The organism is Marinomonas aquiplantarum, from assembly GCF_003314975.1.
GTDB lineage: Bacteria > Pseudomonadota > Gammaproteobacteria > Pseudomonadales > Marinomonadaceae > Marinomonas > Marinomonas aquiplantarum.
In genome coordinates this window covers 316,117-337,607 of record NZ_QNRF01000003.1, presented here as the reverse complement: position 1 = coordinate 337,607, position 21,491 = coordinate 316,117, and the positions used below count along the sequence as shown (strand labels likewise).

General features: G+C 45.2%; 20 protein-coding genes. 16 read left to right on the top strand and 4 right to left on the bottom strand.

Features of this window, described 5'->3' with window-relative positions; translation table 11 throughout:
* Positions 1–78 precede the first annotated feature (78 nt).
* The gene (locus DFP76_RS07380; RefSeq protein WP_113874008.1) at positions 79–1,065 is read right to left on the bottom strand and encodes a 2Fe-2S iron-sulfur cluster-binding protein; all 987 of its coding nucleotides are present in this window, start codon (positions 1,063–1,065) and stop codon (positions 79–81) included.
* Between the two features lie 176 nt (positions 1,066–1,241).
* On the opposite strand from DFP76_RS07380, the gene DFP76_RS07375 reads away from it, so the two are divergent.
* Positions 1,242–2,147, top strand: coding sequence for a LysR family transcriptional regulator (locus tag DFP76_RS07375; RefSeq protein WP_013796865.1), 906 nt, complete (start codon positions 1,242–1,244; stop codon positions 2,145–2,147).
* A gap of 415 nt (positions 2,148–2,562) precedes the next feature.
* Positions 2,563–3,714, top strand: a complete 1,152-nt coding sequence (locus tag DFP76_RS07370; RefSeq protein ID WP_113874007.1) for a porin — start codon at positions 2,563–2,565, stop codon at positions 3,712–3,714.
* Between the two features lie 66 nt (positions 3,715–3,780).
* Here the strand turns inward: DFP76_RS07370 and DFP76_RS07365 are convergent, their stop codons facing one another.
* Complete coding sequence (locus DFP76_RS07365; protein ID WP_113874006.1) at positions 3,781–4,686, bottom strand: LysR family transcriptional regulator; 906 nt, start codon at positions 4,684–4,686, stop codon at positions 3,781–3,783.
* 269 nt (positions 4,687–4,955) lie between these two features.
* Between DFP76_RS07365 and DFP76_RS07360 the strand changes: the two genes are divergently transcribed.
* From DFP76_RS07360 to DFP76_RS07345, 4 genes are all read left to right on the top strand, one after another.
* A complete protein-coding gene (locus tag DFP76_RS07360) occupies positions 4,956–6,179 on the top strand; it encodes an MFS transporter (protein ID WP_113874005.1) in 1,224 nt (407 codons plus the stop codon).
* Between the two features lie 29 nt (positions 6,180–6,208).
* Entirely contained in the window at positions 6,209–7,204 is a 996-nt protein-coding gene (locus DFP76_RS07355) for a fumarylacetoacetate hydrolase family protein (RefSeq protein WP_113874152.1), read from the top strand.
* A complete protein-coding gene (locus DFP76_RS07350) occupies positions 7,194–7,997 on the top strand; it encodes a cyclase family protein (RefSeq protein ID WP_245931891.1) in 804 nt (267 codons plus the stop codon). Before DFP76_RS07355 ends, DFP76_RS07350 begins: the two co-directional genes overlap by 11 nt.
* 209 nt (positions 7,998–8,206) lie before the next feature.
* Positions 8,207–9,919, top strand: coding sequence for a tannase/feruloyl esterase family alpha/beta hydrolase (locus DFP76_RS07345; protein WP_113874004.1), 1,713 nt, complete (start codon positions 8,207–8,209; stop codon positions 9,917–9,919).
* A 104-nt stretch (positions 9,920–10,023) separates the two neighbouring features.
* On the opposite strand, the gene DFP76_RS07340 is transcribed toward DFP76_RS07345, so the two are convergent.
* Positions 10,024–10,938: a LysR family transcriptional regulator gene (locus DFP76_RS07340; protein WP_113874003.1), complete on the bottom strand. Its 915-nt coding sequence runs from the start codon at positions 10,936–10,938 to the stop codon at positions 10,024–10,026.
* A 132-nt stretch (positions 10,939–11,070) separates the two neighbouring features.
* Here DFP76_RS07340 and DFP76_RS07335 point away from each other — a divergent pair, with 132 nt between their 5' ends.
* From DFP76_RS07335 to DFP76_RS07310, 6 genes are all read left to right on the top strand, one after another.
* Positions 11,071–12,138, top strand: coding sequence for an MBL fold metallo-hydrolase (locus tag DFP76_RS07335; protein ID WP_113874002.1), 1,068 nt, complete (start codon positions 11,071–11,073; stop codon positions 12,136–12,138).
* A 31-nt stretch (positions 12,139–12,169) separates the two neighbouring features.
* Positions 12,170–14,083: a TonB-dependent receptor domain-containing protein gene (locus DFP76_RS07330; RefSeq protein WP_113874001.1), complete on the top strand. Its 1,914-nt coding sequence runs from the start codon at positions 12,170–12,172 to the stop codon at positions 14,081–14,083.
* 204 nt (positions 14,084–14,287) lie between these two features.
* Entirely contained in the window at positions 14,288–15,229 is a 942-nt protein-coding gene (locus DFP76_RS07325) for an ABC transporter substrate-binding protein (RefSeq protein WP_113874000.1), read from the top strand.
* Positions 15,230–15,234: 5 nt separating this feature from the next.
* Positions 15,235–16,254, top strand: coding sequence for a FecCD family ABC transporter permease (locus tag DFP76_RS07320; RefSeq protein WP_113873999.1), 1,020 nt, complete (start codon positions 15,235–15,237; stop codon positions 16,252–16,254).
* Entirely contained in the window at positions 16,251–17,324 is a 1,074-nt protein-coding gene (locus tag DFP76_RS07315) for a FecCD family ABC transporter permease (RefSeq protein WP_113873998.1), read from the top strand. Before DFP76_RS07320 ends, DFP76_RS07315 begins: the two co-directional genes overlap by 4 nt.
* A gap of 46 nt (positions 17,325–17,370) precedes the next feature.
* On the top strand, positions 17,371–18,171 hold the full coding sequence (locus tag DFP76_RS07310; protein WP_113873997.1) for an ABC transporter ATP-binding protein: 801 nt from the start codon (positions 17,371–17,373) through the stop codon (positions 18,169–18,171).
* 52 nt (positions 18,172–18,223) lie between these two features.
* Here DFP76_RS07310 and DFP76_RS07305 read toward each other — a convergent pair whose 3' ends face one another.
* Entirely contained in the window at positions 18,224–19,627 is a 1,404-nt protein-coding gene (locus DFP76_RS07305; RefSeq protein ID WP_113873996.1) for an aminotransferase-like domain-containing protein, read from the bottom strand.
* A gap of 236 nt (positions 19,628–19,863) precedes the next feature.
* On the opposite strand from DFP76_RS07305, the gene DFP76_RS07300 reads away from it, so the two are divergent.
* The 4 genes from DFP76_RS07300 (at position 19,864) to DFP76_RS07285 (ending at position 21,480) form a co-directional block, all read left to right on the top strand.
* The gene (locus DFP76_RS07300) at positions 19,864–20,055 is read left to right on the top strand and encodes a DUF1127 domain-containing protein (RefSeq protein WP_113873995.1); all 192 of its coding nucleotides are present in this window, start codon (positions 19,864–19,866) and stop codon (positions 20,053–20,055) included.
* Between the two features lie 3 nt (positions 20,056–20,058).
* A complete protein-coding gene (locus tag DFP76_RS07295) occupies positions 20,059–20,661 on the top strand; it encodes a LysE family translocator (protein WP_113873994.1) in 603 nt (200 codons plus the stop codon).
* A gap of 18 nt (positions 20,662–20,679) precedes the next feature.
* Complete coding sequence (locus DFP76_RS07290; protein WP_113873993.1) at positions 20,680–20,997, top strand: GIY-YIG nuclease family protein; 318 nt, start codon at positions 20,680–20,682, stop codon at positions 20,995–20,997.
* A gap of 84 nt (positions 20,998–21,081) precedes the next feature.
* Complete coding sequence (locus DFP76_RS07285; protein WP_113873992.1) at positions 21,082–21,480, top strand: VOC family protein; 399 nt, start codon at positions 21,082–21,084, stop codon at positions 21,478–21,480.
* Positions 21,481–21,491 lie beyond the last annotated feature (11 nt).

Below are 21,491 nucleotides of genomic sequence, written 5' to 3'. Positions count from 1 at the left end.
TGAATATTGGCCTTAAAAAGAAATGACTGGTTTCCTATAGAGGCCTTACTTTTATGTCAAAAAATTAGATAAATGCTGTTAAACCCCGCTAGGGTAAAAGGCATCAGCATATATACGATCGATATCGGCTCCGCGTTTGCTGCAAACCAAAGAGGCGGCTTCCACCATCGCTGGCGCTCCCGCTAAATAAATGCGCCAATTTTTAAGCTCTGGAAAACGTTCTGTGATGGCCTCGGTTACCAGACCTCGAAAATGTGGACTATTGGGTTTTGTATGATCTAAGGCAATTAGGTACTGGAAGTTGGCGTATTCAGAGGCCAATTTTTCCAAATAATCCAAGCCGTATAAGTCTTCTTCAGTGCGCGCGCCAAACACCAGTTGAATGTTATTTTGCATTCCAGATTCTAGTGCGCCTCGGACAATTGAAAGGATAGGTGCAAGGCCTGTCCCGGTAGCAATACACAACATAGGGTCGGTATTTTTACGTCTAAGATAAGAGGCCCCAAGTGGGCCATTGAGTTTGATGGATGCGCCAATCTTGATTTGTTCATCGAGTTTGGATGTCACTCGACCATTCGGCACAAGACGAATGTGGAACTCTAATGAATCATCGTCTGATGTGCCTGCCATAGAGTAAGATCGAGTACCGTCTTCACGCCAAAAGGTTAGGTTGGCGAATTGACCGGGAGAATAATCGAAGGTTTTGTTGGTTTTGAGTCTTAATCTACGCACATCATTCGATAATATATCGAAAGACACTATTTCCGCTTTTATCGTCTTTGTTGGGTGTGTAACGATTTCATCAGGTTCTGGGATTTCAATAATCGAATCCGTTTCAACACGGCTTTGACAGGCTAAAACGAATTGGCCTTGTTGTGCTAAACGTCCTTCTGCAGCTGCTGGTCCGTTCACTGAACCTTCAATAACTTTACAGCGGCAGGTTCCACATCGACCTGAGAGACAGCTATAGGAAATGGCAATGTCATTTTCCAAAAACGCTTCTAGCAAGGTGCTGCCTTGCGAGGCACTGATCGTTTTATTGGTAGGTTTAATGAGTATTTCCATGGTCGCTCTTATTAATTGAGATCTTTATACGGCTACTGTGATGACGTGAAAAGGTCTCTTATTATTGTTTGATTTATGTGCGATGCTGTTGCATGGAATTGACTATAGAAGTTGTTGAGATATTCAGATATAAAATAATCCTAATAATAACTATTCACAACGGTGAGATCTCTACCATGATTCGACTACAAGATATTGATTTAAATTTGCTGGTTGTTTTTCAACTAATGTACCGAGAACGGAAAACTGGTTTGGTAGCAGAGCACCTAGGATTGACACAACCTGCGGTCAGTAATGCGCTTGCGAGGCTAAGGCTGGCCTTGCATGACGAGTTATTTGAAAGGACGGCGCGAGGTATGAGACCTACGCCATTTGCAGACAGTATTGCGGAATCTATTGGCTATTCGTTGAGTACATTGCAGGACGGATTAAATTATCAGGAGCGTTTTGATCCTTTGTCGAGTGACCGATCTTTTTGCATCAATATGACGGATTTGGGGGAGATTTATATGTTGCCGCGTCTGATGGCCTACCTTGCTGAGCACGCCCCTAATATTTCGGTCAGCACGGTAAGAGACCAAGGGCATTCCTTAAAAGAAGAGCTAGAAACTGGCAGTGTGGATCTGGCCATTGGACTGTTACCACAACTGGAAGCTGGTTTTTATCAGCGTCGTTTATTCGATCAAGATTATGTTTGTTTGATGCGAGAAGGACATCCTTGTGCGACGGGAAAGTTAACCTTAGAAGACTTCTCTAAATCAGAGCACATTATAATAGAGGCTCGAGATACAGGGCATGGTAGGGTGGAGAAATTATTAGCAAAAAGTGGAGTATTACGAGTCAGTAAATTGAAACTCCCGCACTTTATTTCGGCACCTTACATTGTGGCAAAAACCGATCTTATTGCCACCGTGACTGAAAAGCTGGCTCTACAAACGGCCGAAAATCTGAATTTAATCGTGAAAGCCCATCCTGTCGATATTCCTCCAGCGCAAATCAATATGTTTTGGCATCGCCGTTATCATCAGGACACGGGCAATGTCTGGTTTCGGAATTTGATCTTTGAATTGTTTTCAGAATAGTAAACTGAGTTCAATTCTAGTCATCCTGATAAGAGCCTCATTGTCAGTAAGGCAGGCCTTTCTAGCAGGATGGCGATGGCTCATATTATGAGTAATATCGTCATTCACTTGCTTTTAAAACGTCTAGCCAAACGTCCCAACTCACTAGTATCGCTGCCACCGTCTTGTTGACTCATAGCACTTTAAGCGTAATTTTTTGACATATATATCACGCATAATATAGGGATTCATACCATTATATGAAAGCAAAATATGTGCTTTATTTAGAAATGGCACAGGGCAAAATTGCATAAAGTGTTATATTAAAAATTGGATATAAGATATCACAATAATCGATTTTTAAAGATAAGTTTCCTTATTTATTGTTTAGCTTCAAAACAATCTTAACAAAAATAACAATATGGATACTTAAACTATGAACATGGTCACGCGAAATTCTAGTGTAAACCTTTTCTCTTCATGTATTTCTCTAAAACCTTTAGGCATTTTTCTTACCTGTGCTTTGGCGACTGGCAGTGCGGTGGCCGGAGACTTGTATTCATCGGAAACATCTTCGTTACGTTTTTCTGGGGTATTCAATTTAGGCGTTCAGTCGCGGCAATTGAGTAGTCAAGGCGATGCCGATGTGTCTGTGGACAGCAATATGATGACCACATCTCATATTGCTTTGTCTGGGCAGTCTAAGTTGTCAGATGGCTTGACGGCGAAAATGGGCATATCGAGCTTTATCCAAATTGACAAGGGCGATAGCACCAGAGGATTAACGAATGAGAGCTTCTATAGTCGTTATGCGTGGGGGGGCTTAGAAGGTTCTCTAGGGAGTATCAAAGCCGGTCGACTGACGTCATTGAACTTCATCAATACCATTCGTTTTAACCCTTTTGGTGCGACCAGTACTTACAGCCCAAGTTTTATGCACACTTATGTGGGCAGTCCGGCGCAACCCATGGCAACCGGATTGGGCAGCACTGACTCGGCGTGGGATAACGCCATACAATATTCATTGCCTAAGATATCAGGTATGAGCGTCGCTGTTATGGCTGCTCCAGATGAGGGTGGTACGACAGGCGAGCGTTACGGTGCGAGTGTGACGGTAGGTGGTTTCCCATTTGCTGCTGTTGTTTCGGTGGATGAGATCAAAGGTGCGACCTTTACTTATCCTCTTGGGTTCTCTTCTTTGCCAGAAGCGACGCCAACTTTCAGCGCGGAAGATTACTCGAATACTCAGTTAGGTTTGTCCTATGACTTCAAAACATTCAAGCTTTACGGACAAGTAAGTCAGAGTAAGGTCGAAGGTTTACGGGCCAGTGTTAACCAAGATTTTCAAATTAAAATGCTGCAAGTTGGGGTGTCTTCACCCGTTGCTTCAGGCGTGGTAAAAGCGTCTTTGGGCAACAGCACAATGGAACGAAGTTGGGCGAAAGATCTGCAGCGTACTACGGTGACATTGGGTTATGACTATGCGCTATCGAAACAAGCGACTTGGTTTACGCGCATAATGAAAGATGAGGTCACGGATCAATCTTCTGGTACTAGCTATGGTACAGGCGTAAGCTACGCCTTTTAAACTCGAATAGAGTGATAGATTTCCCGAGCATTTGAGGAGGCGACTGCCTCCTCTTTTTTTATTTGTCTAGTCTGTAGACAGTATTTTCTGGCACAGGTCTCTAAGCCATTGGTGTGCAGGGTCACTGTCGAGAATATGATTCCATTGCATGTATTCTCGCAAACTTGGGATGGGCTCAGGTGTATTAATGATCTTAATCGGCAGGGTTTTCGCATGAATGCGAGCCAGGCGAGTCTGCATCACAGTGATACGGTTGGTGCCTACAACCAAGTGGGGCAAGGTATTAAAGTCGCTGGTGGAGACTTCAATACGCCTGTCTTGACCATACTTTTTCGCGAAATCTTCTTCAAAGCTTGGAGCCCGCATCTCACCTAAATTGATCACCACGTGACCTAAATTCAAATACTCTTCATTATTAATGGTGTCGCCCACTAGAGGGTTATCTCGCCAAACGACACAGGAATAGGAGTCTTCAAATAAAAGTGCCTTGGGGTGATCATTATTCATATAGAAGTTAGGTTGGATCAGAAAGTCAATCTCTCCTCTGGCGATGGCGTCGTTGTAATGATTGTTATTGGGGATAATGTCGAAGGTCATGTTCGGAGCCAAACGATGGACCTGGTTGAATAAAGGGCTCAGAAAAACGGTTGTTACATAATCCGAGGCCATGATTTTGAAATGGCGATTCGATTCAAGGGGGTCGAAATGTTTGTCTCCGACGATATTGGTTTTGATGTCTAATAAGACTCGTTTGAGAGGCTCTTGTAAGGAGACAGCCAGTGGAGTGGGTAACATTTGACGCCCTGATTGCACCAGTAACTCATCGTCAAAATACTCTCTCAACCGAGATAACAAACCACTTGCAGCAGACTGACTAATGTTTAGTTTTTGTGCGGCATGAGTCACATTTCGCTCGGTTAAAATGGTATCGAGTGCGACCAGCAAGTTTAGGTCTAAATGATGAAAACGCATTGAATTTCCTTCTTTTTATTAGTATTCAAAAAAATAGATGCTTGATATCGAGAAATACGATTTTTTTAATACTTTATTCTTCATTTATTATGGATTTTGCATACCGACACAATAAAAATAAATGAGGAAAACTCAATCATGAAACGAATATATCTACTTCTGCATTCACTTTACCCTACTGTAAATGCCTTTTCGTTGGCAATGTTTTCATATGCTATTTCAGGCATTGAGGCGTTGCGCATTAACGGACAATCGACAGGAGAGGTAAAATGAAAGATTCCGAATTTCTACAAAATTGGCGTGTTCTGCTTGCCGCGTTCATTGGTATTTCAGTCGGCGTTAGCTCCATTTATTTCTATTCCATTGGCATTTTTATGAAGCCCTTGGCGGCTGAGTTTGGTTGGACTCGGGCGGATTCCTCTTTGGGTGCTTTAATCGGTACCAGCTTTGCGGCCATCATGGTGATTCCTACAGGTTGGCTCGTCGATCGTTTTGGCAGCGCTAAGGTCGCATTAATTTCCTTAGCTTTGGTGTCATTGTCTTTCTTCTCATTGGGCTACTTTACAACTGGATTGACCAGTTATTTGGTGATTATTGCCATTATGTCCATGCTGACAGCGGGGTCAACCCCATTGCCTTTTACTCGTTTAGTGATTGTGGCTTTTCAAAAAAACCGAGGCAAAGCCTTGGGCGTTATTTTGACTGGTACTGGCACAGGGGCGATTTTATTACCGGAATTATTAGCACCTTACGTCGCCAGTCATGGTTGGCGAGCAGGTTACTTTGTCCTCGGTGTTGTCGTGGCGGCTGCCATTCCCGTTGTCTGGTTGTTGTTAATCGGTGCGAAAGACTCTGAGGTCACGAAAGAAGTGAAATCAACGCCGATTAGTACTTTGTTAAATAACTGGTGTTTTTATCACCTATGTTTGATCTTTTTGCTCACCGCATTGGCTGTGCTCGGCACAGTCGCGCATTTCTTTTCTATGTTGACTGACAGTGGCTTAACACCACCGCAAGCGGGGGCAATTGCTTCTTTAATCGGTGTCTCTGTGATCATAGGTCGACTGGTTGTTGGTTTCTTGTTGGACCGATTTTCGGCAGCCTTCATTACCGCAGGGTTATTTGTGGTCGCCAGTGCCGGCTTCTTGGTTCTTGGTCTAGGTGGCCCAGCTTACGCTAAGTTGGGGGCCATTATTACCGGTTTAGCAATCGGCGCTGAAGTGGATTTGATTGCCTTCTTAATTGGTCGCTTATTTGCGCGTCAAATTTATGGCTTGGCGTATGGTCTAGTGTATGCCGTGTTTTTAGTGGGTGGGGCTGTTGGTCCGTATTTGGCTGGTCGTCTTTATGATCTATCAGGCAACTATATCTCATGGTTAATGACAGCCTCCAGTTTACTGCTTTTGGCGGGTATCTTGTCCTTGTTTATTCCGGTGACTGGGCCGAGAGAGTCATCAACAGATTCCATTAAAGGTGAGAAAACGGCAGTTTAATTCACCTTGTTGAGGTGATGGGAGGTTTGATGAAGTTTGCAACAATGAAAAATGATCTTAAGGACGGCGGTTTGCTACTGGTTTCCAGAGATTTATCCAAAGCCTTTAGTTTGGATGCGATCGCGCCAACTATGCAGCATTTATTAGATCACTGGCAAAGCTTAATGCCTGTTATGCAACCAATATATGAGGCATTGAATAACGGTGAACTGGAAGCCTCTTTTGATTTTTACAGTGAACAAATGATGGCTCCCTTACCTCGCACTTATCAGTGGTGTGATGGTTCCGCGTTTTTAAACCATGGGGAACTGGTTCAGAAGGCATTTTCACTACCGCCACAGGAGGATTTCGACACCATACCCTTGATGTACCAAGGGGCGTCCGATTGTTTTTTGGGGGCTAATGATCCAATTGAATTACCGGATGAGCGTCATGGCATTGATTTTGAGGGTGAGTTTGCGGTGGTAGTTGAAGAGGTACCAATGGGGTGCTCCGTGGAACAAGCGCTGTCACATATTCGCCTGATTATGTTGGTGAATGATGTCAGTCTGCGCGGTTTCATCCAAAGGGAAATAAAGGGCGGTTTTGGTTTCCTGCAAGCGAAGCCTTCTTCCAGCTTTTCACCCGTTGCGGTTACCCCAGATGAACTGGGTGATCAGTGGTGTGACGGTCGTGTTTGTTTACCTTTGAGCGTAACGTGGAACGGACAATGGTTTGGTAACGCTAACGGTGATGAAATGAATTTCACGTTTGGTGAACTGATTGCGCATGCCGCTCTAACTCGAAAACTTACCACAGGGACCATCATTGGCTCAGGTACTGTTTCCAACAAAGAGACTGCACGAGGGAGCTCTTGTATTGCTGAAAAAAGAGCGCTCGAAATGATTACTACAGGGCAGGCTCAAACGGATTTCATGAAATTTGGTGATCGTATCCGTATGGAAGCATTTAATGGTTCTGCAGAGAGCATCTTCGGAGCCATTGATCAAATTGTTATCCAAGGGGGAACTAACCTTGCAGATTAAAGCAACTATGTCATCGTCAAAACGTCGTATGGTGGATTTGTCCGTCAGCCTTAACAATAATCCTTATACTGACCCGCCGCTGTTATTACCGAAAATTAAATACCAAGATCACCAGCAAGGGTTACCTAGTTTGTTGGCTATGTTTCCAGGGTTAAGTGCTGAGGATTTGCCCGGTCAAGAAGGCTGGGCTGTCGAAGATATGGTCTTGACTACCCATAGTGGCACTCATATGGATGCGCCTTGGCATTATGCATCGACTACGGATGGAGGTAATCCATCTTGGGGGATTGATGAGATGCCGTTGGATTGGTGTTTGCAAAATGGTGTCAAACTGGATTTTAGGCATTTTCCCGATGGTTATGTCATTGGCGCTGAGGAAATTCAGCAGGAGTTGGATCGGATTGATTATGAACTTCAGCCATTGGATATCGTGTTGATCAATACCAGAGCAGGGCAATTATATGGTACGCCTAACTACTTAAATGCCGGTGTAGGGATAGGGCGAGAGGGAACTTTATTCTTGTTAGAAAAAGGAGTGCGCATTGTTGGGACGGATGCATGGAGTTGGGATGCGCCTTTTAGTCATACGGCAAAACGTTTTGCTGATGAAAAAAATCCGGCCATTGTCTGGGAAGGACACAAGGCTGGTCGTGATATTGCCTATGGTCAAATGGAAAAACTGTCTAATTTAGAGTCATTGCCGCCTTATGGTTTTACCGTGTCATGCTTCCCCTACAAGATAGAAAAAGCCTCGGCTGGCTTTGTAAGAGCAGTGGCGATTTTTGAAGATTAAGTCCAGTAGCACGCATACATACCATGGTAAGTGAGTAAAAAGACTGACTTACCATTGGCTTTAACGGACTAGTAAATGACTTTGTGTGGAAGCTCGCTGGTAGGTCGGCTATTAATTGTGGTTATGGGTTTGCAAAATGAATTTTGTTATATATTCTTATTGTTGAAAATAACAACAATATAAGCCGTAAACGGCTACAAGGAGATATAATGGAACGCAACTCTGCCTATAAACCACTATTGGCAACACTGGTCTCATCTGCTTTTTTGACCGCTTGCTCTACTTCACCGTCTTCTACTGCGCAGCTTAGTCCAGCCAGTTCAGAGACGTTAACCCAACAATGTGAGGCATTTGCTAATCAACTTGCTTATCAAAACACCAGCATACTTTCCGTAGCATCGGTTGCCAAAGGTGAGATGTCGGTGGCAGGCAAAGCCATTGGTGAGCATTGCTTGGTAAAAGGGGAAATGAACCGACGCGTCAGTTCAGTAGATGGCAAAGAATACGCTATAGGCTTTGAAATTCGCCTGCCGAAAGCATGGAATGGTCGCCTTTTATATCAAGCCAATGGCGGCTTAGATGGCTCTGTAAAACCGGCTGAAGGTGGTTTTGCTGGTGGCCCTATTACCAACGCTTTGTACCAAGGTTTTGCTGTTATCAGTTCAGATGCCGGCCATGATCGCCCATTACCCACCTTTGGTTATGACCCTCAAGCGCGCTTGGATTATGGTTATCAAGCGGTTGGTACGTTAACGCCTATGGTGAAATCTGTGGTGTCGCAAGTTTACGGCAAAGCACCAGATCGTAGTTATTTTGCCGGTTGCTCAAATGGTGGTCGTCATGCCATGGTGGCGGCAACACGATACGCAGATCAATACGATGGATTTTTAGTGGGCGCGCCTGGTTATCGCTTACCTTTAGCCGCAACGGCTAATATTGCAGGTGCTCAGGTCTATGCGTCGGTACCTGGTACAACGCAAGCCGATTTGAGTGCGGCCTTTACCTTGCAGGAACGACAACTGGTGTCCAAAGCCGTATTAAAGCAGTGTGATGCTTTGGATGGTTTAAAAGATGGTTTGGTGCAAGATTACAATGCTTGCCAAAGTGCGTTTGATTTAGACAAAGATGTTCCTTCTTGTAGTGCAGGGCGTGATGGTTCTTGTTTGACCCCAGAACAGAAAACCGCAGTCGCTACCATTTTTGATGGCGTTCGTCAGTCAAACGGAGAACGGGTATACGCCTCTTTCCCTTACGATGCAGGCATCAGCAACCAAGATCAAATGAACTGGGAATACAGTGCGCCAATCAAACGTGACTCTGGTGCAGTGAGCATGATTTTTCAAACGCCGCCAGTGGAACTGAAAGACCTGAGCATTCGTAATTTCAATGGCCCAGAATACGTATTCAATGCGGATATCGATGAGCTGGTGAAAAAAGTCTATGCCACAGAAGGAATCTATCAAGAAGCCAGTATGAGCTTCATGACGCCACAAAATCCGCAAGACATGAGTGTGATGCGTGACCGTGGTGGCAAAATTATGGTCTATCACGGTGTGTCCGATCCGATTTTCTCTGTGCAAGATACGCAAGATTGGTATCAGGCGCTAGATCAAGAGAATCAAGGCAAGGCTGGGCAATTCGCACAATTTTATCCAGTGCCTGGTATGGCGCACTGTCGTGGCGGTCAGTCGGTTGATCAATTCGACATGCTGACGCCTCTGGTGAATTGGGTAGAAAAGGGCGAACAACCAGAGCAAGTTATTGCCTCTGCGCGCGGTGCCAATAACCCAGGTGGAGCAAACAAAGAGTTACCGACGGATTGGTCTGACGATCGTACTCGTCCTTTGTGTCCTTTCCCAAGCGTTGCGACTTATGATGGTAAGGGTGATCCAGAAAGTGCGGCCAGTTTTGCCTGTCAATAAGTGAACGACCATCTCGCACTCTTTATCTTTTAATAGGTTACAAGAAAGAAAAAAGGAAGCCAATTTGGCTTCCTTTTTTGTTCTAAAAGATAGTATTGGATGGCTTATTGAGACTTTTGCTTATCCAGAATATCACGAGTGCGATTGCGGAAATGGTGTAAGAATTCCGACATACGCTTGGGTAAGCTGCCATAGGGATACAAGAGGTAGACGGGGATCATGGGTAATTGCCATTGAGGGAGTACTCGAATGAGATCGCCCGGATGATGTTTCTCTCGCATGGTAACCATGTAATCTGGAAGAACACCAACCCCAGTCCCTTTGGCTATTTGCTCTAATTGCATGGCAATTTGATCAGTCCAAATTTGCGACTTTGGAATTTGAATGCGCTTCGCGCCGTCTTCCAAATGGTGCAGCTCTAAATCCCCAGCGGGCTGATAAAAATGGTGAAAGTTGACCCAAGGAATGTTTTCTAACTCTGCTACATCAATCAGATTGGGGTTGTTGTTAACAAACTCTTTAGAAGCATAAAGCCCACAAGTTAGATAACCGACCATTTCTTCTTTAAATCGAGAGGGTTCAGGTGAGCCTAACCAAACGCCAATATCCGCCTGTTCTAACTCAGAAAATTTTGACGTGGTTTTAAGTGAAAAGTTTATTTCAGGATGTTGGTTAGCAAAATGAATGATCTCTTTCGGTAACCACGAACGTGCAAGGCCTGAATAGGCCGCTATGCTTAAGTCGCCAATGACCGCGTCTTGTAAAGAGTCGATGGTTTTCTGTGCTTGCTTGGCTGCTTCAATGATTTTACAAGCAAAGGGATGGAAAGCACGTCCTGCGTCGTTGGCGATCATCTGGTTTGCTTGGCGCAACAGTAAGGCTTGTCCCAATTGATTTTCAAGGTTGGCGATACGGCGGCTGAGGGTGGACTTGGAAACACCAAGACGTTTAGCGGCTTGGGTTAAGTTTTCAGTTTCAATCAGTGTAATAAAACTTTGTAGGTCATTTAAATCGTACATACAGCGTGCCTAATCGTCTTGGATGTGCAGAGTAGTATTGCATATTTCGGAACACACCGTTCCGAGTCCTGCTGGTCATTTTGTGTGAGAATCTAAATAGTAACCAATCTTATTTATAAAGTTGAGACTTTTATGATATTTCGCCGCACTATTTGTTCTTCTAAACAGATTTTAGTGTCCACTTTGTGCTTTTCTGCGTTAACTTTCAGTCATCATGGCATGGCACAAACTACCTTGTCGCCACAAGCATTGGTGGCACAAGGTTTAGCAGCGGGTAAAGACTATCCCGGCTTAGCGAATATCTGCGCTATTGATCAGCCATTAAGAGACATTACGGCGCGAAAATCTGGTTCGAGGAATAAGAAGCGTACGTTAACGGATGAGCAAAGAGCGGAGCGTGCCAAACGTTCTTATATTGAGCCACAACAAGTCTTTGATAATCTTTACTTTGTGGGTAACCGTTCGGTCGCCAGTTGGGTGATCAAAACCTCTGAAGGGCTTATTCTACTCGATGCCATGAACAGTAATCGTCAGGCGGAAGAGGTCATTGCCGCTGGCATTAAAAAGCTTGGTATGGATCCTCATGACATACGTTACCTGATTATTGCTCATGCTCACGGTGACCATTATGGCGGTCAAGAATACTTGGTGAAATCCTTCCAGCCAAGAGTAGTCATGAGTGACGCGGATTGGACTGAACTGGAAAGCCCAGAGCCTGAAATCGTTAATCCTAAATGGGGCAAAGCACCGACTCGAGACATCACCATCCATGACGGTGAAGTCATTGAGTTAGGTGATACTAAGGTAGAATTGTATGTGACTCCAGGTCACACCTTAGGCACTATTTCGCTGATTTTCCCTGTGAAAGATGGCGGGAAAACCCATATGGCGGCGATGTGGGGCGGCACGGGACTGAACTTCGGTCCTAACATTGAGCGCCTGCAAATGTACACAGATTCTGCTGCGCGCTTTAAGCAATTGGCAGATGACAAAGGGGTGGATGTGTTTTTATCGAATCACCCAACCCGAGACAACAGCGTAGAGCGCATGCAAGCTTTGCAGCAACGTCAGCCTGATCAAGCACACCCTTTTGTTGATGAAAATGCCACTAACGCTTTTGCTTTGTTGCGCGATTGCAGCTTAGCCCGTGTAGTGAAGATCTCGAATTACCAAGATCGTGTACAGAAAAACACCAATTAATTGAATAAGTTAAGAATCTGAGTCTAATTTAATGAGTAAATATTCTTTATTGCTGGCAACAGCAACCGGTCTAAAATTGAGTTTGATTTCTACTCTTGTTATGGCTGAGAACGGAGCAGAACTTTCTGAGCTAGTTATTTCTGCCTCAGGGTACGAGCAAGAAGTGACAGAAGCGCCAGCCAGTATTACTGTGATCGATCAAGAAACGATTAACCAGGGGGCTTACAAAGACATCACCGAGGTATTGAGTCATGTGCCTGGTGTGTTTGCTACTGGTGGTGCATCGGGTAACGATATTTCCATTCGAGGTATGCCGACCAAATATACTTTGCTATTGGTAGATGGTCGTCCACAGTCTTCTAGAGAGTCACAGCCAAGTGGTGGCGGTGGCATGGATCAAGAATGGTTGCCACCTTTAAAGTCCATTGAGCGTATTGAAATCATCCGCGGTCCTATGTCGACCTTGTACGGAGCAAACGCAATGGGTGGTGTGGTCAATATCATCACTCGTAAAGCCACTGATGAATGGCATGGTAATGTCCGTTTTGATGTGACTCAGCCTGAAGATGATATTTATGGTGGCAGTAAGCAAGCTTCTATTTATCTGGCTGGACCTCTCATTGCTGATACTTTAAGTCTTCGTTTGGGAGCTCGCGGTCTTTTTAATGAAGAAGACGAAGTGTCACGTGGCGCTTCCGAAAAAGAAATCCATAATTACAATGCGCAACTGCGTTACACGCCGAATGACGACCATGCTTTTGATCTGGATTTAATGAAAAGCAATCAAAAGCGTATTACCACGGTAGGAAAGTCAGCAGCAGGAAGTGCGCGCAATGATAGTGAAACGCAAAATGATAAAAATTCGTTTGCCCTAACCCACACAGGCAGTTGGGGGGACATATCGGATACTTCTTATGTGCAAAGAGAGAGCACCTACAATGAAGGTCGTGATATGCGCATCACCAATTTGGTGGTGGATAGCCGATGGGTTATTCCAAGCGAAGAGCATATTACTACTGTGGGCGGTAATATCACTCAAGCCGACCTGAAAGACGAAGAAAATGTGCTCGACACAAATACCATTAGTAACGATCAGTATTCTCTCTACGGTGAGGATGAGTGGTTTTTCGCTGAAGACTTATCATTGACGTCAGGCATGCGCATAGATAAAAACGAGAATTTTGACAGTCAAATTAGCCCTCGCTTTTACGCTAATTGGTTTGCCACCGAAACCTGGACAGTGAAAGCGGGTATCGCGACGGGCTATCAAACCCCAGAGCTTCGTGAAATGACCAGTGGTTGGGTGCAAGACAGCCGCGGCGGGGACATTTATGGTAATCCAGTTCTAAAGCCAGAAACCTCTCTTAGTAAAGAAATTGGTGTTATCTACAGTGCAGGCAATAAAGTCATCAGTGCAACAGTGTTTGATAATCATTTTGATGACAAGATCATGACAACCAGTTGTCCAACTTCGATTTGTTCTGTGTTTGGATCTCGTTACAACGTCAATGTTGATGAAGCCAAAACCCAAGGTGTTGAGTTAAGCTCCGAGTTTCAGTTACGTGATACGTTGAATTTAAGTGTGCGTTACACCTATACCAAATCCGAGCAGTTGTCTGGTGACAACAAAGGCCAACCTCTTACACAAATGCCACTGCATCTATTTGCAACGTCATTGAATTGGCAATTATTAGATAAGGTTAAGGCTTGGGTCGATTACGAATATCGAGGTGAGGAGTCACAAGAAACCGGTTTGTCTAGTAATACCGAAACTCAAGCGCCTTCCTATGACTTAGTTCATTTAGGCATGCAGTTTGAGGTCAATGATCGTTTTGTTGTGCAAGCTGGCATTAACAACCTGACCAATGAAGAATTTGAATTTTCAGAATATGGTTTTGTTGATGCAGGACGTGAGTACTGGGCTTCCTTGGAATACAGTTTTTAAATTCCCTCTGTAAGTAAAGTGAGGTAAAGCAGAGTTGATTCGCTTTATCTCACAAATGATAAAAGTTATTATTCGTGTTTTGCCGCGCAATGATAAAAGTTATTATTCGTGCTTTTTAGCGCAATGATTAATGTGATTCGCAAGCGTTATTGATTCAAAAGCCATTTGTTTCATGACCATTTATTTTAAAGAGAAGAGGTTGATATGTCCCTGTTAGGTGGATTAGGTCGTTCTGCAGGTTTGTTCTTGGGATTAGTATGTGCGTTACCTGTGTTAGCCGATGACATTACGGTGGCGACTAAATACGGTGATGTAACGGTTAGCGATAAAGTAGAGCGCATTGTCACTGTGCATGAAGGTGCTCTTGATGCTGCGTTTGCGTTAGGCTTTGAGCCTATCGGTGCGATCTCAACTCGAGGTGGTGACGGTGTGGCAAGCTATATCCAAGAAACTGCCAAAAACGTCAATATCGTCGGCACGTCACGAGAAACCAATCTCGAAGCGGTGATTGCTCAGCGCCCAGACATTATCTTGGCTTCTTACCGTTTACCAGCAGAGCAATATGCTTTGTTGTCAAAAATCGCACCGACCATAGTGCCGCAAGGAAAAGGGATTCGCCCAGATGGTTGGATTCGTGAAATGCGTGTTTACGCAAAAGCGTTGAACCGTGAACAGAAAGCAGAACAAATTATCCAAGCGGTTGCGGATCGTGCGGCACAGATTAAAACTCAGCTAGAGACCAAATTACCAGCGGATCAACGTGGTGCGGCTCTGATTCGTTGGATGCCACAAGGCGCTCTAGTACTGACGACTCAATTTTTCACCAGTGGGCTATTGGCTCAAGCGGGATTTGAGGTAACGGATTCAGGTTTGATTAAGCGTGGCCGTCCGCATTCCAGTCCATTAAGTTTGGAAAACTTGTCTAAAATCGATAATGATTGGATCTTCATGGCAACATTGGATGAAGAAGGTCAAAAGGCGTTAGATGCCGCCAAACAATCGCCGGCTTTTGCTCGTCTTGATGTGGTTAAGCGTGATCATGTGATTCCGGTTGATGGTCAATTGTGGACCAGTGCTTCAGGGCCGATTGCAGCCAATGCGATTTTGGATGACATTCAAAACGTACTGGACAGCAAGGTTCAATAAGCCTGATGCAACTGTGGTTTCAAACACCGCCTGCTCAGCGGTCGATTCTGAGCGTTTTAATACCAGTAGCCTTGCTGCTGGTATTTTGCTGTCTGGCGAGCCTGTTTTTTGGTGCTGGCGATGTTGGCCCGAGTGACGTAATGGCTCTATTTATGGGAGCCGGATCCGACGACACTCGTTTTGTTGTATTCGAGCTTCGTTTGCCGCGTACTTTAATTGGTATCTTTGCTGGCTTAAGTTTGGGCTTGGCTGGCGCGCTTATGCAGTCGGTCGCTCGTAATCCTTTGGCTGAGCCTGGTCTGCTTGGCGTCAGTTCAGGCAGCGCTTTTGCCGTCGCGATTGCTTTGGCTTTCGGCGCTAGTACGGCGACCTTGTCGGTTGGTCTTGCTCAATTAGGAGCTCTTATTGGTTGTTTTTGTGTGATTGGTGTAGCGCAAATGCAAGGCCAGCGTAATGATCCTATACGCTTGGTGTTAGCTGGTGCAGCCCTGTCCAGTTTATTGATTGCCATGACCTCTTTGTTGTTGCTGTACAATGAGCGCGCCGCCGATGAAATCCGCTTTTGGGTGACAGGCAGCATTGCGGGCCGCAATGTGGAGCAACTGTTGTCATTATTACCCTCATTTGCCATTGCTATTGCCTGTGTTGTTTATGTGGCCAGACCCTTGGCCTCCTTGGCGCTTGGCGAGCGAGTCGCCATAGGATTAGGTTATAAGCCTGGACGAATTCGTTTGATTGTCGTCTTTGCTGTAGCGCTGCTGGTTGGTGCTGCGACGGCCATTGCTGGCCCTGTAATGTTCGTTGGTCTGGTGGTGCCCTTTGCCGCCCGCGCGTTAGTTGGCCCAGACATTCGTCGAACCCTATGGTTATGTTTACCGATTGGACCATTGGTGATTTTAAGTGCGGATGTGTTCTCACGATTGGTGGCTCAGCCAGCCGAAATGCCGTTGGGTGTTTTAACGGCTATGGTGGGAGCCCCTGTTTTATTGGCGATTGTCAGGGCGCATAGGTTACCGACATTATGATGAATAGCCTTTCTACTACTTCTACTCAGGCGAACGTGCCACAGGGCTATGTGAACCTGACTGTAGGACAACTTTCTTGCTTGCTTGATCGTCGTGCGCTGCGCCGCAATCTTTTGTTACTAGGCTTGGTGATACTTGCCAGTATTGCGTCGCTGGCCATTGGCACGGTTGCTTTATCACCATGGCAGGTCATTCAAGCCTTGTTTGGTTATGGTGATGCCTTAAGTCAGTTTGTTGTCCAAGATTTACGTTTGCAGCGTTTGCTGGCGGGGATTTATACGGGGGCCGCGTTTAGTCTGGCGGGTTGCTTGATGCAAACTTTAGCCCGTAATCGCTTAGCCACACCAGGCATTATTGGTATTGATAACGCCGCGATGGCGTTTGCTGTGTCGTCTGTGGTCAGCACCGCCATTTCCATCGCACCATCCGCCATGGCGCTCGCCGGAGCGGCAACCGCAACGGCATTAGCCTTTGGTCTAGCGGGCAGTAGTGGTACTCGCGGTTATCGTTTCATTGTCGCTGGTATTGGCATTGGTGCCATTGCGGGAGCCATGACTCAGCTGATGTTAAGTCAGGTAGACATTGATACAGCGAATGCCGCGTATCCTTGGACGGTGGGTAGTTTAAGTGCTCGTCCTGAACTGATGGTGAATATCCTCGGCGCTGGCTTGTTATTTTGTCTAATCGCCTGCTTGTTGCTGACTCATCTATTTTCTTTGTTGCCATTTTCCGATGCGGTGATTACCGGTCTGGGTTCCAGCACTAAATGGTTGCGTTTGTCGTCTTTAAGTTTGTCGATTATTTTAACTGGTTTGGCAGTGGCGGTGGCAGGCCCAGTGGGATTAGTGGCCTTGATTGGGCCGGAAATGGCGCGTGTGTTTGCACGTTATCGAGGTATTCCATTAATTGGCTCAGCGCTCGCTGGGGCTTTTATTATGGTGGTTGCAGATTTGGTTGGCCGTACTGTGTTGTCGCCGATTGAGTTGCCTGTTGGTATTGTGACTTCCGTTGTTGGTGGTCCGTATTTGATTTGGATTTTGATACGTCAGCGTTCTAAGTCGACAATATAAATTATCAGGCCTTTTATTAAGGTCATTTAAGAAGGATAAGTGTTTCGTGAGTCAGTCTGATACCGTTTCTTTAGGTGCTGAAGCGTTAACCTTGAAGCATGGTAAAACCACGATTATCGAAGGGTTAGACATTCGTTTGCCCAGTAGCAAAGTCACTGCGATTGTTGGCCCTAACGGGTGTGGTAAATCGACTTTATTGAATGGTTTATCTCGTATTCATGCGCCGAGTGGTGGTGCCGTTTTATTGGATGGCAAAAATATTCATAAGTTGCCTTCAAAAGAAGTGGCGCGGCGCTTAGCCTTACTGCCTCAAGATACCATTGCTCCAGATGGGATTACGGTAAGTGAATTAATTCGTTTTGGTCGCCATCCGCATCAAAGTGCCCTTAAGCAATGGGCCATGAGTGATCAAGAAGCCATTGATTATGCTCTTAAAGCGGCGGATTTGAGTGACCTTCAAGCGCGTTTATTGGATACCCTTTCAGGTGGTCAAAGACAGCGAGCTTGGATTGCCATGTCTATTGCGCAAGAAACCCCGTTACTGCTTTTGGATGAACCTACTTCGGCTTTGGACTTGGGCCATCAAATTGAAGTGTTTGAGCTGATTCGGGAATTGTCTGAAGAGGGCAAAACCATCGCCATGGTGGTTCACGATTTACCCAGTGCCTGCCGTTATGCCGATCACATTGTGGCGATGAAAAACGGCAAGATCATTACTCAGGGCAGCCCGAAAGACGTGATGACGAAAGAGCTCGTCATGGAGCTGTATGGTGTGGAATGTGATTTGATACCAGACCCTATGACAGGCAGCCCAATTCTAATCAACATTAAACGCGTCAAATCCTAAAATAATGCGACCGATTGGTCGCATTATTTAAATGTTTAAAGCGCTGTTCAGATCAGTCTGGCTGCATCTCCGCAATGACTTGCCCCAGTGTCTTAATGGCCGCTTCCCGTTTTTCAACATTCTTTTCACTGTAATTTAAGCGAAAGCAATTACGGTATTTTCCGGTGGCCGAAAATAAGGGACCAGGGGCAAAACCGACGCCTTTTTGGCGGCATTTTTCTACCAATTTCATGCTGTCGATGTCTTTTGCTAATTCTACCCATAAGATAAAACTGCCAGCCGGAAAACTGACACGAGTGTCTTTGGGAAGATAGGCCTTAATGGCTTTTAGCAACATATCTCTTTGTTTTTCATAATTTAGTCGCATGTTTCGGATGTGTTTTGCATAGCCGCCAAGACGAATGAATTTGGCCACGGCTAATTGTGGCGTGACTGGACACATGGAACTAGACACATATTTTATGTGCGTCACCTTGTCGCGGTATCGCCCTGGTGCGATCCAACCGACGCGCATACCGGGCGCAATGGATTTGGAAAATGAAGAGCACAATAAGACACGTCCATCAGTATCGAAGGATTTGATGGTTTTAGGGCGTGGGAACTGGAAGGAAATATCACCGTAAATGTCGTCTTCTATGATGGTAATGTCATAACTTTGCGCCAGTCGGTAAAGTTGCTCCTTTTTATCCTCTGGCATGGTGTACCCCATAGGATTATTACAGGTTGGTGTAACGAAAATGGCTTTGATTGGCCATTGATCCAGTGCTAATTCTAGCGCTTCTAAACTGATGCCTGTTTCTGGATGAGTGGGGATTTCCATGGCTTTTAGGTTAGCGGCTTTGATCGCCTGCATAGAGCCATAAAAACTGGGTGATTCGATGGCTATAATGTCGCCAGGCTCGGTGACTGCGCGCAAACACACAGATAAGGCTTCCTGACAGCCAGAGGTGATGACTAGGTCATCAGGGTGGAGCTGACAGCCAGATGCTACAGCCAAACGAGACAATTGCGTTCTGAGTTCTTTCGTACCCCGAACGTCAGAATAGCTTAAACCAACCTCAGGATTCTGTTTACTCAAATCTTTTAGTAGTGGCTTAAGTGTGGTGGCTTTCATGTCAGGCATCGCATGCTGTAATTGGACGCCATCAGTGCGACTGCGAATCATCAGCATGTTGAGGACTTCTTCCCACTGAGATACTTCTAAAGGGCGTTGTGGTGGACGAGAAATGCTGGGTAGATTGTCCTTGTTTTGAACACTAACAAAGTAACCTGATTTTGGTTTGGCTTCTACTAAGAGCTCTTGCTCTAGTTGGCGATAGGCTTCTTGAACAGTGGAAATACTAACACCATGTTCTTTCGCGAGTTGTCTAACAGAAGGAAGTTTGTCTCCAGGTTTATAGAAACCAAGCTCGATGTGCTCGCGTAGACGAATGGCGAGGTTTTCATATAGAGTCATTTATTTCTCCCAATCTGTTTAACTGTATTGCGTTGCCACTATTGTAAGATGCTTGAATACAGAAAATAACCATACAGATTTGCTAAAATGACACCATACAGAGCGTAATCTGCCAATCTGTATGATGAAATAAAGGTTTTTTTGAATCTGTATTGGGACTTAGCCCTGCATTAAAGTATAGGGACATACACAAAGGGGTATTATTAGGATACACCGTCAGCGCAAGGAGATAGGTCATGTTAGCAATTGGTTTATTCGCTCATTTACAAGCCTGTGTTTTACGTTTTCAAACTCGTAAAGCATTAAAAACAATGACAGTAGAGCAATGTGCGGATATTGGTGTGAAGCCTGAAGAGCAGCGTTTGGAAGCGAAAAAAGCCAGTATCAAAGGCTTTTTGCAGGACGTGTTTCAATATAAAAAGGATTAGCAGATGGATACATCGTTTTTTGTGGCATTGGCCATGTTTGCTTTTATTACCTCGGTAACACCAGGGCCAAATAACATCATGTTATTGGCATCTGGGGCGCAATTTGGTTTTCGTCGTACCATTCCGCATATGCTGGGGATTGTCCTTGGTATGTCCAGTTTGTTATTAGCCACCTTATTAGGGTTAGGGGCGGTGTTCAGTTTGTATCCGCCTTTATATTCTGTTTTGCAATGGCTGGGCTGTGTCTACCTGCTGTGGTTGGCTTGGAAAATTGCCAGTGCGCCTGTTGGTCGTCTTGAGAGTGGTGAACTGGCGGCCAAGCCGATGAGTTGGTGGCAAGCTGCTTTATTTCAATACGTGAATCCAAAAGCTTGGATGATGTCCTTAGGTTGCGTCAGTACCTTTGCGATTGCTGGCGATGACTATTTGACATCTGGTATGTCGATTTTGCTGGCGTTTGCTTGTCTTGGTTTTATTGCTATCTCCATCTGGGCTTGGGCGGGAATGAAAATACGTATTTGGTTGACGGAGCCCAAACGTCAGCGTGGTTTTAATTACCTTATGGGGCTGGCAACGGCGTTGACATTGTTTATGATTATTGGCTAAGCAAACTAAGGAGATAAGGTGACGGATTCAAGGCAAATAGCGGTGGCGAATAAGACGGACACAAATTGGAGTCTCTATATTATTAAGACTCGTCTGAATACCTTATATACTGGTATAAGTACTGATGTGGACAGGCGCTTTAAAGAGCATTCTGGTGACAGTAAAAAAGCAGCACGCTATCTGCGAGGGAAAGGGCCATTAGAATTAGTTTGGCAACATCCGGTAGGTTCAAAACGGGAAGCTTTGATGATTGAAAGTCGTATTAAAAAGCTCAACCGTCGTCAAAAACAAGGCTTAATAGACGGTCAAATGGACCCGATTTCCCTGTTGAATTGAGTTCGCTTTTTAAGCTTGTTTTTCTTTCTTATCCCTCGTAGCATGGCGCGATACCAACGGATTTGTACAGGAGATTAAGCGCGGATGATTAGTCATATTGACCACATAGTATTAACCGTTGCAGACATTGAGACTGCCGTCGCTTTTTATGAAAAAGTCTTACAGATGGAAGCCATTACCTTTGGCGAAGGTCGACGCGCGGTGCGTTTTGGTGAACAGAAAATCAACTTCCAAAAATTGGGTCAAGAGTTGCGAAATCACGCCATGGAAGGAGCCGGTGACTTATGTTTGATTGCCCATTGGTCACTTGAAAAGCTGGTGGCTCACCTTGAAGCTTGTGAGGTCAACATCATCGAAGGCCCTGTCGCAAAGAGTGGTGCTACTGGGCCGATTCAATCGGTGTACTTTAATGACCCCGATAACAATCTGATAGAGGTGAGTGTGTTAGAACCTGCCTCAGACCCTCGCATTGAAGAGCAGTGAGTTTCGATACT

Bases quoted from the DNA above. Each gene is read 5' to 3' on its own strand.
- DFP76_RS07380 (WP_113874008.1), bottom strand. From the start codon at position 1,065: ATGGAAATACTCATTAAACCTACCAATAAAACGATCAGTGCCTCGCAA.
- DFP76_RS07375 (WP_013796865.1), top strand. From the start codon at position 1,242: ATGATTCGACTACAAGATATTGATTTAAATTTGCTGGTTGTTTTTCAA.
- DFP76_RS07370 (WP_113874007.1), top strand. From the start codon at position 2,563: ATGAACATGGTCACGCGAAATTCTAGTGTAAACCTTTTCTCTTCATGT.
- DFP76_RS07365 (WP_113874006.1), bottom strand. From the start codon at position 4,686: ATGCGTTTTCATCATTTAGACCTAAACTTGCTGGTCGCACTCGATACC.
- DFP76_RS07360 (WP_113874005.1), top strand. From the start codon at position 4,956: ATGAAAGATTCCGAATTTCTACAAAATTGGCGTGTTCTGCTTGCCGCG.
- DFP76_RS07355 (WP_113874152.1), top strand. From the start codon at position 6,209: ATGAAGTTTGCAACAATGAAAAATGATCTTAAGGACGGCGGTTTGCTA.
- DFP76_RS07345 (WP_113874004.1), top strand. From the start codon at position 8,207: ATGGAACGCAACTCTGCCTATAAACCACTATTGGCAACACTGGTCTCA.
- DFP76_RS07340 (WP_113874003.1), bottom strand. From the start codon at position 10,938: ATGTACGATTTAAATGACCTACAAAGTTTTATTACACTGATTGAAACT.
- DFP76_RS07335 (WP_113874002.1), top strand. From the start codon at position 11,071: ATGATATTTCGCCGCACTATTTGTTCTTCTAAACAGATTTTAGTGTCC.
- DFP76_RS07330 (WP_113874001.1), top strand. From the start codon at position 12,170: ATGAGTAAATATTCTTTATTGCTGGCAACAGCAACCGGTCTAAAATTG.
- DFP76_RS07325 (WP_113874000.1), top strand. From the start codon at position 14,288: ATGTCCCTGTTAGGTGGATTAGGTCGTTCTGCAGGTTTGTTCTTGGGA.
- DFP76_RS07320 (WP_113873999.1), top strand. From the start codon at position 15,235: ATGCAACTGTGGTTTCAAACACCGCCTGCTCAGCGGTCGATTCTGAGC.
- DFP76_RS07315 (WP_113873998.1), top strand. From the start codon at position 16,251: ATGATGAATAGCCTTTCTACTACTTCTACTCAGGCGAACGTGCCACAG.
- DFP76_RS07305 (WP_113873996.1), bottom strand. From the start codon at position 19,627: ATGACTCTATATGAAAACCTCGCCATTCGTCTACGCGAGCACATCGAG.
- DFP76_RS07300 (WP_113873995.1), top strand. From the start codon at position 19,864: ATGTTAGCAATTGGTTTATTCGCTCATTTACAAGCCTGTGTTTTACGT.
- DFP76_RS07295 (WP_113873994.1), top strand. From the start codon at position 20,059: ATGGATACATCGTTTTTTGTGGCATTGGCCATGTTTGCTTTTATTACC.
- DFP76_RS07285 (WP_113873992.1), top strand. From the start codon at position 21,082: ATGATTAGTCATATTGACCACATAGTATTAACCGTTGCAGACATTGAG.